Source organism: Frankia sp. AgB1.9, from assembly GCF_016786355.1.
Classification (GTDB): Bacteria; Actinomycetota; Actinomycetes; order Frankiales; family Frankiaceae; genus Pseudofrankia.
The window spans coordinates 13,524-27,305 of record NZ_JADWYX010000071.1 but is presented as its reverse complement, the minus strand read 5'-3'; the positions used below and the strand labels follow the sequence as shown (position 1 = coordinate 27,305).

12 protein-coding genes are annotated in these 13,782 nt (G+C 74.3%); 5 read left to right on the top strand and 7 right to left on the bottom strand.

Annotation, left to right across the window (positions count from 1 at the left end; translation table 11 throughout):
- The first annotated feature begins 263 nt into the window (after positions 1-263).
- Positions 264-1,400 carry a glycosyltransferase family 4 protein gene (locus tag I6A60_RS25535; RefSeq protein ID WP_203022066.1) on the top strand — a complete coding sequence of 379 codons (1,137 nt, stop codon included), beginning with the start codon at positions 264-266 and terminating at the stop codon, positions 1,398-1,400.
- Between the two features lie 35 nt (positions 1,401-1,435).
- On the opposite strand, the gene I6A60_RS25530 is transcribed toward I6A60_RS25535, so the two are convergent.
- The 5 genes from I6A60_RS25530 to I6A60_RS25510 all read right to left on the bottom strand — a co-directional run bounded on the left by I6A60_RS25530 (position 1,436) and on the right by I6A60_RS25510 (position 5,742).
- A complete protein-coding gene (locus I6A60_RS25530; RefSeq protein WP_203022067.1) occupies positions 1,436-2,464 on the bottom strand; it encodes an ROK family glucokinase in 1,029 nt (342 codons plus the stop codon).
- Positions 2,457-2,924, bottom strand: a complete 468-nt coding sequence (locus I6A60_RS25525; protein ID WP_203022068.1) for a hypothetical protein — start codon at positions 2,922-2,924, stop codon at positions 2,457-2,459. The genes I6A60_RS25530 and I6A60_RS25525 overlap by 8 nt, the downstream gene beginning before the upstream one ends.
- Entirely contained in the window at positions 2,921-4,258 is a 1,338-nt protein-coding gene (locus I6A60_RS25520) for an ArsA family ATPase (protein ID WP_307873863.1), read from the bottom strand. The genes I6A60_RS25525 and I6A60_RS25520 overlap by 4 nt, the downstream gene beginning before the upstream one ends.
- Before the next feature lie 7 nt (positions 4,259-4,265).
- The gene (locus I6A60_RS25515) at positions 4,266-4,700 is read right to left on the bottom strand and encodes an SRPBCC family protein (protein ID WP_013422986.1); all 435 of its coding nucleotides are present in this window, start codon (positions 4,698-4,700) and stop codon (positions 4,266-4,268) included.
- Positions 4,701-4,974: 274 nt separating this feature from the next.
- Complete coding sequence (locus tag I6A60_RS25510) at positions 4,975-5,742, bottom strand: metallophosphoesterase (RefSeq protein ID WP_203022069.1); 768 nt, start codon at positions 5,740-5,742, stop codon at positions 4,975-4,977.
- A gap of 278 nt (positions 5,743-6,020) precedes the next feature.
- On the opposite strand from I6A60_RS25510, the gene I6A60_RS25505 reads away from it, so the two are divergent.
- The gene (locus I6A60_RS25505) at positions 6,021-7,841 is read left to right on the top strand and encodes a long-chain fatty acid--CoA ligase (protein ID WP_203022070.1); all 1,821 of its coding nucleotides are present in this window, start codon (positions 6,021-6,023) and stop codon (positions 7,839-7,841) included.
- On the opposite strand, the gene I6A60_RS25500 is transcribed toward I6A60_RS25505, so the two are convergent.
- Both I6A60_RS25500 and I6A60_RS25495 read right to left on the bottom strand, forming a co-directional pair.
- Positions 7,838-9,379 (bottom strand): hypothetical protein, encoded by a 1,542-nt coding sequence (locus tag I6A60_RS25500; protein ID WP_203055713.1) that lies wholly within the window; start codon positions 9,377-9,379, stop codon positions 7,838-7,840. The two genes, I6A60_RS25505 and I6A60_RS25500, sit on opposite strands and share 4 nt — an antisense overlap.
- Positions 9,380-9,498: 119 nt before the next feature.
- Positions 9,499-10,344: a 1-acyl-sn-glycerol-3-phosphate acyltransferase gene (locus I6A60_RS25495; protein WP_203022072.1), complete on the bottom strand. Its 846-nt coding sequence runs from the start codon at positions 10,342-10,344 to the stop codon at positions 9,499-9,501.
- A gap of 417 nt (positions 10,345-10,761) precedes the next feature.
- On the opposite strand from I6A60_RS25495, the gene I6A60_RS25490 reads away from it, so the two are divergent.
- The 3 genes from I6A60_RS25490 (at position 10,762) to I6A60_RS25480 (ending at position 13,765) form a co-directional block, all read left to right on the top strand.
- A complete protein-coding gene (locus tag I6A60_RS25490; RefSeq protein ID WP_203022073.1) occupies positions 10,762-11,607 on the top strand; it encodes a carboxylesterase in 846 nt (281 codons plus the stop codon).
- Entirely contained in the window at positions 11,600-12,217 is a 618-nt protein-coding gene (locus I6A60_RS25485; RefSeq protein WP_203055712.1) for a DUF308 domain-containing protein, read from the top strand. Before I6A60_RS25490 ends, I6A60_RS25485 begins: the two co-directional genes overlap by 8 nt.
- A 270-nt stretch (positions 12,218-12,487) precedes the next feature.
- A complete protein-coding gene (locus I6A60_RS25480) occupies positions 12,488-13,765 on the top strand; it encodes a TIGR00300 family protein (protein ID WP_203013293.1) in 1,278 nt (425 codons plus the stop codon).
- Positions 13,766-13,782: the final 17 nt, after the last annotated feature.

Sequence of the window (13,782 nt, the reverse complement as noted above, 5' to 3'; positions counted from 1 at the left end):
TGCCTACCTGACGACCGTGCTGGGCGTGCCGTCGGGGGACTGAGCGGCCCCGCCGTCGCGGCCGGGCCGGAGGCCATGCGAGCAGACGCCGGAATGGGCTGGTCAGCGTTCGTCGCCGACTGGCGTGCCTACCTGACGACCGTGCTGGGCGTGCCGTCGGGGGACTGAGCGGCCCCGCCGTCGCGGCCGGGCCGGAGGCCATTGGACCCGAGGCAAACGGGGCGGGCGATCGGCACACTCTGCCGGTGCGGGAGCATGGGCCCATGCGGGTGCTCGTGGTGACCAACGACTTTCCGCCTCGGCCGGGGGGCATCCAGGCGTTCGTGCACAACTTCGCGAGCCGGCTGCCCGCCGAGGACGTCGTCGTCTACGCACCCGCGTGGAAGGGGGCCGAGGCGTTCGACGCGGCGCAGGACTTCCAGGTCGTCCGGCACGGGACGTCGTTGATGCTGCCGACCGTCGGCGTGCTGAACCGGGCCCGGGAGATCGCCAGGGCTGAGCGGTGTGACGCCCTCTGGTTCGGCGCGGCGGCCCCGCTCGGCCTGCTCGGCGGCCGGCTGCGCGCGTCGACCGACATCGAGCGGGTCGTCGCCAGCACCCACGGCCACGAGGTCGGCTGGGCCGCGCTCCCGGGAGCCCGCCAGACGCTGCGTCAGATCGGCGCCACCACCGACGTCGTCACCTACCTGGGCGACTACACCCGCGGCCGGATCGGCCCGGCCTTCGGCCCGCGCCCGCGCCTGGAGCGGCTGCCCAGCGGGGTCGACGCGGAGCTGTTCCGCCCCGGGGTCGGCCGGGACGAGATCCGGGCCCGACACGGCCTGACCGGGCGCCGCGTCGTCGTCTGCGTCAGCCGCCTGGTGCCGCGCAAGGGCCAGGACATGCTGATCCGGGCGCTGCCCCGCTGGCGGCGGCGCTACCCGGACACGGCCCTGCTCCTCGTCGGTGGCGGGCCGTACCGGTCCGACCTCGGCCGGCTCGCCCGCGAGCACGACGTCGCCGACCACGTGGTGTTCACGGGCTCGGTGCCCTGGGAGGAACTGCCGGCGCACTACGCCGCCGGCGACATCTTCGCGATGCCCTGCCGGTCGCGGCTGGCCGGCCTGGAGGTCGAGGGCCTCGGGATCGTCTACCTGGAGGCGTCGGCCACCGGACTGCCCGTCGTCGCCGGCGACAGCGGTGGCGCGCCCGACGCCGTCCTCGACGGCCGCACCGGGCTCGTCGTCGACGGCCGGCAGCTCGACGACATCGCCGACGCCGTCGCCGGGCTGCTCGACGACCCGGCCCGGTGCCGTTCGATGGGCGCGGCCGGCCGTGCCTGGGTCGAGCTGACCTGGCGCTGGGACCTGCTGACCAAGGTCCTGGTCGAGTTACTCACCCCGACCCCCGAGCCCGGCTGACGGCGGGCGCCGGCTCGGCCCCGGCGGGATCTTGGTCAGGCGCGGCCGACGGTACCGGCGCGCGCCAGGTCGGCGGCGCCCACGAAACCGGCGTCGGGGCCCAGCTCGGCCAGGACGATCTCGGCCTCGGGGCGGTGGCCCCGGCCGGCGAGGGCGCAGCGGAACTGGGCCCGGGCCGGGCCGAGCAGCAGCTCACCGGCGTCCGAGACACCGCCGCCGATGACGAACCGGGCCGGGTCCAGCACCGAGGCGAGGCTGGCCAGGCCCTGGCCGAGCCAGTGGCCGACCTCCTCGAAGCACTTCACCGCCGCCGGGTCGCCGTCACGAGCCGCCGCCGTCACGTCGGGCCCGGTCAGGCGGGCCAGGTCACCGCCGGCGAGCGCGAGCAGGCTTCGCCCGGCCTCCGGCGAGGTCCCGGTGATCTCGCGGGCCTGGCGGACCAGCGCCCGCCCGCTGGCGTACTGCTCCCAGCAGCCCTGGCTGCCGCAGCCGCACGGCAGGCCGGCCGGCACCACCTGCATGTGGCCGTACTCGGCGCCGACGCCGAACGCGCCGTGGCGCACCTTGCCGTCGAGCACGAGCCCGCTGCCGATCCCGGTGCCGACGGTGACGCAGCACAGCTCGGTGCAGCCGCGGCCGGCCCCGAACCGGTACTCGGCCCACGCCATCGTGTTCGCGTCGTTGTCGACGACCACCGGCCGGCCCAGCCGGGCGGAGATGATGTCGCGCAGCGGCTCGTCCCGCCAGCCGGCGAGGTTCGGCGCGAACATCACCCGTGCCCCGTCCCGGTCGAGCCAGCCGGCGGCGCCGATGCCGATCGGCGTGGCCGGCCCGGTGGCGTGGCGGACCTGCAGCTCGCCGACGACCTCCGCGATCGTGTCCGCGACCAGCCGCGGCTCGTGGCCCGGCGTGGGCCGGCGCACCGAGCCGAGGATGTGACCTCGCTCGTCGACGACGCCGGCGGCGACCTTCGTTCCCCCGACGTCGACCCCGATCGCGAGACGTGTCGGCGGGGCGGTCGAAGCGGCGGAGCGGGTGGGGCCTGAGTGGGTGGAACTACTCACTGATGTCGATCCTCTGTACCCGGTCGCGGTCGGACCGGGCTCGATGCGTGGGCTGTCGTGGCGGGTCCGGTGACGCTGCCGGGCCCGGGGGTGCGCCGTCCGCCGGCGGCCAGGCCGCGCGCGCGGCCGCCGCCAGCGAGGTGGCGGCGCTGAGCAGATGGCTCATGACCTCGCCTCTGCTGCCGGCGACGGTGGCGAGCAGCCGGCAAAGCGGGCAGCCGGTGCAAAGCGTCGCGCCAGGCGGCACCGTCCAGGGCGGCCCGTGGAAGCCGCCGGCGGGAGGAGCCTCGCCGGCCGTCTCGTCGGCGGTCTCGCCGGTGGTGAACGGGTCCCACCCCGCGGGCGCCGCCGGGGCGTCCGGCCCGCCGTGGGCGCCGAGCCACTCCCGGACGGCCGCCGCCAGCAGCGCCGCCTCCTGCGCGAGCGAGCCGGGCTCCGGCGCCACGTGTTCGTCCGTCATGCGCGGACCCACTGGTCCGGGTCGGGGACGAACGACACGACCAGACGGTCGTCACGCAACCAGGCGGCGCTCACGTCGCAGCGCCGCAGCGCGGCCGGCAGCGCCAGCAGCCGGCGGTGCGGGCCGACCGTGACGACCAGCTCGTCGCCCATCCGGGCCAGGTCCACGTCGCCGCGGTTGGCGAACGGGACCCCGAACGACAGGGCGTAGCCGTCCTCGGTCCGCTCCACCCGAGGCGTCTCGCCGTCCACGCCGGCGCGGGTGCCGAGCACCCCCGCCGGGTCGAGCGAGCCGTAGGCCGCGGCCCCGAACGCGGCGAGCTCCTCCAACCCGACCGGCTCGCCGCCGCGGTAGGCCGCGCGCAGCACTGGAAGCGGCGCGAACGCGGCCTCGATCTGCTCGAGCTGCTCGCGGTGCGACGCGGCCCAGCCGGCCCGCCAGACGTCGCCGCCGCCCGGCCCGATCACCCGGTTGGCGATCACCGCGTCCACCGGCAGGCCGTGCAGGGACAGGGCGGTGAACATCTGCCGGGTGACCGCGAGTGAGGCCGTCTCCGGGGTGAGGACGAGGCGCACGCTGGTCTGTGCCGGGTCGGTGAGGATCTCGCGCAGGTCGGCCGCGGTGGCCCGCAGCCGGGTCAGCACGTCGTAGACCGGCTCGGCCAGATGGCCGAACCGGGTCGCCAGCCGCGCGGACCGGGCCAGCGAGGGCCGAATCCAGCGGACGAACCGGCCGTCCGGTGGCAGCAGCCGCCGGCAGTACCACGAGAGGGTCTCCGGGAACGCCAGCAGCCGCAGCGCGTCGGCCGCCGGGCCGGCGTCCACGACGACCAGGTCGTAGCGGTCGGAGGCGAGCTGGTCGCGTAGCTCCAGCAGGGCGAGCGTCTCGCCGACGCCGGCCAGCCCCGCGAGCTCCTCGGCCTCGATCGGGTCGATGTCGGCGTGCGCCCAGGCGACGTCCAGCAGCGGGCGCAGCGCATCCCACCGCCGCTCGAACGAGCCCTGCAGGTCGACCTGCTGGCCGAACAGGCCAGGCTCCAGCTCGACCGGCTCGCCGGCCACCGGATGGTCGAGCGTGGCGGTGAGCCCACCGACCGGGTTGAACGAGACCAGCAGCGTCCGATGGCCGCGCTGGGCGGCGAGCGTGGCGGTCGCGGCCGCCACCGTCGTGGTCCCGCCACCGCCCTTGCCGGTGAACAGCACCGCCCGGGCGGAGCGGCCGGCCGACAGGCCGTCCTCGGTCAGGCGTGCGGGCCGCTCGGAGGCCCGGCCGGAGCGGCTGGCAGGCTGGCCGTCGTCGGCCAGCCGTGCAGGCCGTTCGGAGGCATCGTGCACACCGGCCTCAGCTCTCGACGTGCTTTTTGAGATCCTTGAGCGCGGCGTCGATGATGCCGCCCTGGATCTTGCGCCGCAGCATCCCCGGAATCTTGACCTTCAGCTCGACGGTGAGGTCGTAGGTGACCTCGGTCTGCCCGTCGCCGACGTCGCGCAGCGTGTAGCTGCCGTCCTGGGCCGACATCATCTCGCCCTCGACGAGTGACCAGGAGACCCGGTCGTCGCCGTGCCAGGTGTAGTCCGTGACGAACTCGTCCTTGGCGATCACGGCGTTCACCCGGAAGCGGGCTCTGGTCGGCCGGCCGTCGGGCCCGACCTCCAGAATCTCGGTCTGCTCGATCTGACCGACCCACGTCGGATAGTTCGCGATGTCGGCGATCGTCGCCATCACCGTCGTGGGCTTGGCGTTGATGACGATCGAGGCGCTGGCGTGATCGGCCATCGCAGTCGGTACCTCCAGATCGGCCCGGGGCTGATCCGGCCCCCCGGCAACGACATCCCCAACGCTTGGCCAGGGCCACCTCAGGTGCGATCAGACAGATGATCGCACCTGTTGGGCGGCACTCGTGGACGGCCCCGAACGCACGACAGTTCCCACGATCGCACGTCCCTCGGTTCGGCCCCTGGAGGGCTCCGGAGACGGCGATGGCCCGCGCCTTGTCCCGGCCGACCGAGTCTCAGCCGACCGAGGCGGACATCATCGCACCTCGCGGTGCCTACCACTCCAACACGAAGGGCGTGCCATGGGCGTTGAAATGCCCTACGTTCACGCAGCGCGTCGCGCCAATATACAAAGAGTCGACAAGCGGTTGGTGGACGTGGCCGAACAGCGCGTACTTCGGCTGCGTCTCCTGGATCGCTTCCAGAATGGCCTCGCTGCCGCGCTCGAACCGGCCGGCCTCGACGTCGTACACCAGTTCGGGCACGTGCGGCGGGATGTGGCAGCACAGCACGTCGACCGCGCCGACCGCCGCCACCTTGGTGGCGAACTCGTCGTCGTCGATCTCGTATGGCGTCCGCATCGGGGTACGCAGCCCGCCGCCGACGAAGCCGAACCGCAGCCCGCCGATCTCGACGGTCTGCCCGTCGAGCAGGGTCAGCCCGTCGCGCAGGTATTCCGGGTAGAGGTGCGGCAGGTCGACGTTGCCGTAGGTGAGATAGGTGGGGGTGGGGAACGCGGCGAACATCGCCGCGTACTGGCGGCGGATGGCCGCCTCCATGATCGTGGCACGGTCGCCCTCGACCCCGGCCCACAGCTTGCGCGACCAGTCCCTCGCGTCGTCGAACCGCTGCGCGGTCCGCAGCTCGATCATGTGCCGGACCGCCTCCGCGCCGAAGAGGTCGCTCATGATCCCGCGGCTGTGGTCGTGGTAGTCCAGGAACAGCACCAGGTCGCCCAGGCAGATGAACGCGTCGGCACCCTCGGCCGCGGCCGGCAGCGCGTCGGCCCTTCCGTGGACGTCGCTCACCACGTGGACCCGCATGTCGGAAGCTTAGGACATCGAACCCGCGGGTAGCGGTGCGTCAGAGCGACCCTGCTGGAGCCCCGTCCCGGTGCCGCGCCCCGGCGTTTCCCCGGGGTTTCGATTGGCGTCGCCGCAGCCGGTCCGGGGGCGTAAGGTTCGCCGTTCCGGCGCGTCCGGACTAACGTCTGACTGGGACCTGTCGCCCCGGGTGACCCGCTAGCAGTGTGACCTCTAGCAGTGTGGCCTCGGAAGCCGGTGTGACCGCGTCGGTTGTCCGCAATCCCAAGGAGTCTCCGGTGCGTGAGTTCACCTCACCAGCCCTGGTCACAGTGGCCGACGACGCGACGCTCACCGACCGGGTGCTCGGCTTCGCCGACAGCCAGCCAGACGCGCCGCTGATCCGGCACAAGGTGGACGGCACGTTCGTCGACCTGACCGCCGGCCACTTCGTCGAACTGGTGCGGGCCGTGGCGGCCGGGCTCGTCGCGCACGGGGTGACCCCCGGCAGCCGGGTCGGGATCATGAGCCGGACCCGGTACGAGTGGACGGTGCTGGACTACGCGATCTGGACCGCCGGCGCGGTGACGGTGCCGATCTACGAGACGTCCAGCGCCGAGCAGGTCGGCTGGATTCTCACCGACGGCGAGGTCGGCCTCATCGTCACCGAGACGCCGAAGCTCGCGGCGCTCGTGGCCCAGGTGCGCGACGAGGCTCCGACGCTGCGCGAGGTGCTCGTCCTCGACCCGGCGGCCGGCCAGCCAGGTGCCCTGGAGGCGCTGCGCGCCGACGGCGCGGCCGTCCCGCCCGCCGCGCTCGCCGAGGCGCGCGCCGGCGTGCGGGCGGACAGCCTCGCGACGCTGATCTACACCTCCGGCACGACCGGGCGGCCCAAGGGCTGCGAGCTGTCCCACCGGGCGCTGCTGTTCGACGCGCTGTCCTCCATCGCGATGGCCCCCGAGGTGTTCACCGCCGGGGCCTCCACGCTGCTGTTCCTGCCGCTCGCGCACGTCTTCGCGCGGCTGGTGCAGAACATCGCCATCCAGAGCTGCCTGCCGATCGCCTACACGTCCGACACGAAGACGCTGCTCGCCGACCTGGCGCAGGCTAAGCCGAGCTATGTGCTGGCGGTGCCGCGGGTCTTCGAGAAGGTGCACGCCGGCGCCCGGCAGAAGGCCCACAACGAGGGCAAGGGCAAGATCTTCGATGCCGCCGAGGCGACCGCCGTCGCCTACAGCGAGGCGCTCGCCACGTCGGGCGGCCCGGGGATCGTCCTGCGGGCGCGGCACGCGGTGTTCGACCGCCTCGTCTACGCGAAGCTGCGCGCCGCGCTCGGCGGCCAGGTCCGCAACGCGGTGAGCGGCGGCGCTCCGCTCGGCGAGCGGCTGGCCCACTTCTTCCGCGGCATCGGCCTGACGATCCTCGAGGGCTACGGCCTGACCGAGACGTCGGCCGCCGTCACCGTCAACCGGCCGGACAACGTCAGGGTCGGCACCGTTGGCCAGCCGCTGCCGGGGGTGACCGTCCGCGTCGCCGAGGACGGCGAGGTGCTCGTGCGCGGCCCGCTCGTGTTCACCGCCTACCACGCGAACGAGACCGCCACCAAGGAGGCTCTCGACGCCGACGGCTACTTCCACACCGGAGACATGGGCAGCCTCGACGCCGACGGCTTCCTGCGGATCACCGGGCGCAAGAAGGAGATCCTGGTAACCGCCGGCGGCAAGAACGTCGCGCCGGCGCCCCTGGAGCACCGGCTGCAGGCGCATCCGCTGATCAGCCAGGCGATGGTGATCGGCGACCGGCGCCCGTTCATCGCCGCGCTGCTCACCGTCGACGAGGAGGCGCTGCCGCACTGGCTGGCCGCGCACGGGCGGTCCCGGGACACCCCGGCGAGCGCGCTGGTCCACGACCCCGAGCTGCTGGCGGACCTGCAGATGGCGGTCGACTCCGCGAACGCGTCCGTCTCGCACGCCGAGGGGATCAAGAAGTTCAGCGTGCTGCCGGCGGACTTCACCGTCGAGACCGGCGAGCTGACCCCGAGCCTGAAGGTGCGCCGCTCCCTCGTCATGGACAGGTACGCCTCGGCCGTCACCGAGATCTACGGGACCGCCGAGGACTAGGCCGGCCCGCGCCGGGCCGCTCGGCGGTGGCGGGCCGGGCGTTCGGCCGCCGCCTGGGTGGGCAGTCCGTCGGCCGTGGTCTCCGGGCTGGTGACTGACGCGGCCGCGGGGGCGTCGGCTCGATCGTCCGGCGCCGGCGGGTCGTCGGGGTCGGTGAACGGCGACCGGGAGCCGGACCGGTCGGCGCCGACGCGCAGCCCGCGCAGCAGGCGGAACGGCACGACCAGCAGCAGCGCCATGACGGCCGCGCCCAGCAGCGGCAGCGCCCACAGCAACGGACCCGAGTAGTCGTCCTTCTTCGCCGCGGTGCCGGTCCGTGTGGCCGCGGCGGTGGCCGGCGTGCTGGCCGGGGCGGCCACCGCCGGGTCCGCGCAGACCTGGGCACCGGCGTTCGGCACCGGTGTCGGCGCCGAGCCGGCCGTGGTCGGGGTGACGGTCAAGGAGACCTGGGTGGCGCCGGGCTGCGCCGCCACGCACAGCAGCGCCGAGCCGGGACGCGACACCAGCCGGGCGCCGGTCAACGCGAGCGTGTACCCGGTCGGGTAGGCGGCGGCGGGCAGGCTGACGGCGCTGACCCAGCCGGCCGGTGTCGGCTTCCCGCTCGGCAGCGTGCCGGGGGCGTACCGCAGGCTGAACGTGCCGGCTGCGTCGGTGCCGAACGAGGCCGGGGTGCCGGCGATCGCCAGCGGGTACGCGCGGGCGAGCGCCGGCGGGAGCGGTCCGGCCGCCGGGGCCGGGTAGAGCCAGCCGACCGTGTTGCCGTCGGCGGCGGCGGTCAACCCGCCGAGCGCCGCGTCGCCGCCGGGCCACGACGTCAGGAAACCGGTCGGGTCGTTGACGGCGACGGTCGCCGCGGGCTGGAACGAGGCCGCCTGCTCCCGCCACAGCAGGTGGAACGGGTCGACCCCGGCGATGGCCGCGCTGGCCGCCAGGACGGCCGCGGCGTCCTTGGTCTGCGCGTGGGGGAGCTCGTAGCCGGCCAGGCCGCCCGTGTCACGGAACGCCGCCGCCAGCCGGCGCAGGGCCGCCTGGAGCGCCGTCGGAGCCACCGTGGCGCCGCCGACCGGCACGACCCGCAGCGTCACGACGAAGCCCCGGTTGGTCAGCGTCCTGACCACGTTCCCCGCGGCGAGGAGACCCGGGTCGTTCGTGGTCGCGCCCGTCGCCGGGTCGGGGAAGCGCCCCGCCGCGGACAGCGGGACCGTCACTCCGGCCGCGTCGAAGCCCGCCTGGACCCACGCGTCGAGCTCGGTCGCCGTCGGCGTCACCCCGGCCGGCATCATCAGCCCGTGCGGGACGAACATCCGCCCGTTGCCGTCGACCAGGAAGCTGCCGGTGCGGGTCACCGTCCCGATCGGCGCCTGCGCGGTACCGGCGGACAGGGTGCCTGTCGGGCTCCCGGTCGGCTGCTTGGCCGCGAGTGCCGCCGGGGCCGCCGCGCCCCAGGCGAGACCGAGCAGGGCGGCCAGCGTGATGCCGGTGGCCAGCCGGGTGGCGCGCCGCCCGCGTCGCCCGTTGTGCGCCGAATATGCCCCCACGGCCTCCATACTGCCGTGCCGGTCGGACCGCCCGTCAGCGGCCCGTTGCCGGCCAGGCCGACCGAGCCGGCGTCCGTCGGACGGCGCCCCACCAGGTCTCGGGCTCGGACCGGGGCCGATCAGTCGGACTCGCGGGTGGCGCTCGCCCGAGCGGGGTCGACCTGCCTCGGGGCTCCGGTCCGCTTCGGCTTCCCGCCCGGGTCGGCCGGACACCCGGGCACCGCGGCCGAGCCGGGCGCCGCGGCGGTGCCGGACTGCTCGGCGACGGCGGCCGCGGCGGCGGCGCGGGACGCGGCCAGCTCGTCCTTGGCCTGCTGGGCGTACATGTCGACGTACTCCTGACCGGACAGCTGCATCAGCTCGTACATGATCTCGTCGGTGATCGAGCGCAGCACGAACCGGTCGTCGGCCATGTCCTGGTAGCGGCTGAAGTCCAGCGGCCGGCCGATCCGCATGCCGACCCGGCGAATCCGCGGGATCGTGCGGCCCTGCGGCTGGACCTCGAACGTCCCGAACATCGCCACCGGGACGACCAGCACCTTGGCCTCCAGCGCCATCCGGGCGACGCCGACCTTGCCCCGGTAGAGCCGGCCGTCCGGCGAGCGGGTGCCCTCGGGGTAGATCCCGAGCAGCTTCCCGCCGGAGAGCACGCGCACGCCGGAGCGCAGCGCCGCGTCGCTGGCCTTCCCGCCGCTGCGGTCGATCGGCAGCTGGCCCACGCCGCTGAAGAACATCCGCTTCGCCCGGCCCTTGAGGCCGCCCTGGGTGAAGTAGTCCATCTTTGCGAGGAAGGTGACCCGCCGCGGCAGCATCAGCGGCAGGAAGATCGAGTCCAGGAAGGACAGGTGGTTGCTGGCAAGGATCGCCGGCCCTTCCGCCGGCACGTGCTCCAGTCCCTCGATCCAGGGGCGCCAGAACGTGCGCAGAAACGGTGAAAGGACCACCTTGACGACCCAGTAGAACACGGCAGCTCCCTGCTCGGCCGCGCCGCGGCCGCCCGGCCTCCGACGCTCCGGGCGTGGGCACCCAGATATCACCGGACTTCCCGGTGGCGCGTCCGATGGTCGAATCGACCCTAGCCTTCCCCAGGCCCGGCGGGGAGCAATCCCCCCACGGTTGCGTCGATGTGCGGCCGATGGTCACACCCGGCACACGTGTGGGCCACCGCGGGCCGGCCGTCGGCCTCGGTGGCACCGGGGTGTCGCGTCGCGGCAGCAGGCCCGGCGCGATATGTGGGTGCGGCGGCGGGCATGCTCGACAACCACATCCCACCGGGTCCCCGACCCGTGGCGAAGCCCGTGGTCTCCGTGCGGCTCGCATGGCAGCATTGGACTGGGCCCCTGGCCGAATTCTGGTGGAACGTTCGGGAAGGCGGGTCACAGATGGCTGCTGCCGACCGGGGCCGTGGCGCGGGAGCGCCGGCGGGTGCCCCCCTGTTGCCCGGTGCCGCGCCCTTCGAGTCCGGAACTGGCGGCCCCGTCGGGGTGCTGCTGGTGCACGGCTTCACCGGAACGCCCCAGAGCCTGCGGCAGTGGGGCGACTTCCTCGCGGCCGCCGGGCTCACGGTGCGCTGCCCGCTGCTGCCCGGCCACGGCACCCGTTGGCAGGACATGGCCCAGACCGGCTGGCGCGACTGGTACGGCGCGGTCGACGAGGCGTTCGGCGACCTGCGCGCCCGCTGCGACCAGGTGTTCGTGATGGGTCTGTCGATGGGCGGCACGCTGACGCTGCGGCTCGCCGAGGAGCGCGGCGCGGAGGTGGCCGGCGCCGTCACCGTGAACCCCAGCCTCGGCACCGACCGGCGGGTCGCGCGGCTCGCCCCGCTGATCGCCCGGGTGCGTCCGTCCATTCCGGGGATCGCCAGCGACATCAAGGCGCCGGGTGCCGTCGAGTCCGGCTACGACCGGGTGCCGGTGCGGGCGTTCGTTTCGCTCATGGAGCTGTGGAAGGTCACCCTGCCGGACCTGCCCCGGATCGTCAGCCCGGTGCTGACCTTCCGCAGCGTCATCGACCACGTCGTCGAGCCCAGCTCCGGGCGTCTGCTGCTCGCCGGGATGACCTCGGCGCCCGTCACCGAACGGCTGCTGCCGGACAGCTACCACGTGGCCACCCTCGACAACGACCGGCAGGCGATCTTCGAGGGCAGCCTGGAGTTCCTCCGCGCCCACGCCGCCGAGCCGGCTCCCGGCGCCGCGGCCGCCCCCGGGGTCGCTGACGTCGATGTCTGATCCCTCGGATCCCCGTCCGGCCGACGGCTCCGCCGACCGGCCGGCCCCCGACGACGTCTTCGCCGAGCTGGTCGCGCACTTCCACGACGAGCCCGCCGCCAGCGTCTGGCCGGACGCCGAGAACGTGGGCCGCGCCGCCGAGACGACCGACGGGCCAACCGAGGACGACGGCGAGGCGGCGGACGACCGCGAAGCGGCGGACGAGGGCGAAGCCGGGGACGCGAGCGGCGACGGTCCGCCGCGGGCCGGCACCGACCGGGACCGCCTCGACGACGCCATCGGGCGCACCCTGTTCGTGGTCGGCCCCCCGCAGGCGGCGGGCACCTCCGGCGGCGGGGCCGTCAGCGAGGAGGACGACCACTACGTCCCGCCTCCGCCGCCGCGGGCGCCGTGGCCGCGGCCGCTCACCTGGGTCGCGGTCGCCGCGATCGTGCTCGGGGTCGTCGTGCTCGCCGTGCCCGCGCTGGTCGCCCAGGCGACCAGCAGCACCACCCAGGAGGTTCTGGGCGTCCTGCTCATCCTGGGCGGCGTCGGCGGCCTGGTCGCGCGGATGGGGGAGCGGCCACCGACCGACGACGACAACTGGCCGGACGACGGCGCGGTCCTCTGAGCCGGCCGAGTGCGCGTGGGCCGGCCAGGTGCGCGTGGGCCGGTCAGGTGCGCGTGAGCCGGCCGGGTGCGCGCAGGCCCGTCGCCGGCCGCTGAGTGGCGCGTCACCTGTGGTGTGCGTGCGCGACCCATGGCGTCCGGACCGCGGGTGCGTCACCCTGAGTGGATACTGCCGCGCCGTGGGCGGGCGTGGGCAAGGCGGGGTTGGGGCGGGGGCGGGCGGGCGGTTGTGGTCAGGACCGCCCAGGACAGGACAGGAAGGGACAGCGGCGTGCGCTTCCACGAGAAGGTCGAGGTCCACGGGCACCTGATGGACACGGGCGTGCTGGCCCGGGTGCTCGACGACGTGCTCGACTACGGCGGCGACTACGGGGTCGACCACATCGACCTGGGCCGGACGCACGACGACGAGTCGCATGCGGTGATCACCGTCGGCGCCGGGTCCGAGGAGCTCCTGATGCGCATCCTCATGCGCATCCAGGTCCACGGCGTGAACCTGATCGACCCCGGCGAGGCGGTGCTGCGCCCGGCCGACCGGGACGGGGTGTTCCCCGCGGACTTCTACGCGACCACGAACCTGGAGACCGTCGTCCACCTCGACGGCCAGTGGGTGCCGGTGGAGCAGCCCGAGATGGACTGCGGCCTGGTGGTCCACGGGGGCCGGGTACGCACCGTGCCGGTCGCCGAGGTGCGCGCCGGCGACCAGATCGTCTGCGGCTCGTCCGGGGTCAAGGTCGTCCTCCCGATGACCGACCACTCCACCCATTCGAACCGCGCCTACGGCACCTACGGCGCGATGTCGCTGCCACCCTCGGGTTCCACGCAGCCCCAGGCGATGCTGGTCCGCGCGATCGCCAGGCAGATCCGCGAGGTCAAGGCGGAGGGCCAGCAGGTGCTGTGGGTCGCCGGCCCGACGGCGATCAGCAGCGGCGCGTCCGGCGCCCTCGTCGCCCTGGTCGAGGCGGGCTACGTCGACGTGCTGTTCGCCGGCAACGCGCTGGCCACCCTCGACGTCGAGCAGGCTCTCTACGGCCACCCGATCGGCCTCGGCCCGCTGCGGGCCAAGCGCGTGCAGCGCGGCAACGAGCAGCACATCCGGGCGATCAACACGATCCGCCGGGCCGGCTCACTGCGGGCCGCGGTGGAGCAGGGCGTGCTGACCGAGGGCGTGCTGCACGCGATGGTCAAGGCCAACAAGACGTTCGTGCTGGTCGGCTCGGTGCGCGACGACGGGCCGCTGCCGGACGTGCACACCGACGTGCTGGCCGGCCAGCGCGCGATGCGCAAGGCGCTGCGCCGCGTCGGGTTCACCATGATGATCGCCACCGCGCTGCACTCGGTCGCGACGGGCAACATCCTGCCGGCGTCGGTGCCGCTCGCCGCCGTCGACATGAACCCCTCGACGGTCGCCGCGCTGACCGACCGCGCCGCCACCCAGGCGCTCGGCGTCGTCGCCGACACCGGGCTGTTCCTGGAGCACCTGGCCAAGGAGCTCGTTCCGGACTACCAGCCGCCGGACCCGCCGAGCACCTTCCACGACGCCCGCTGAGCGGGCGTCCGGGCGCC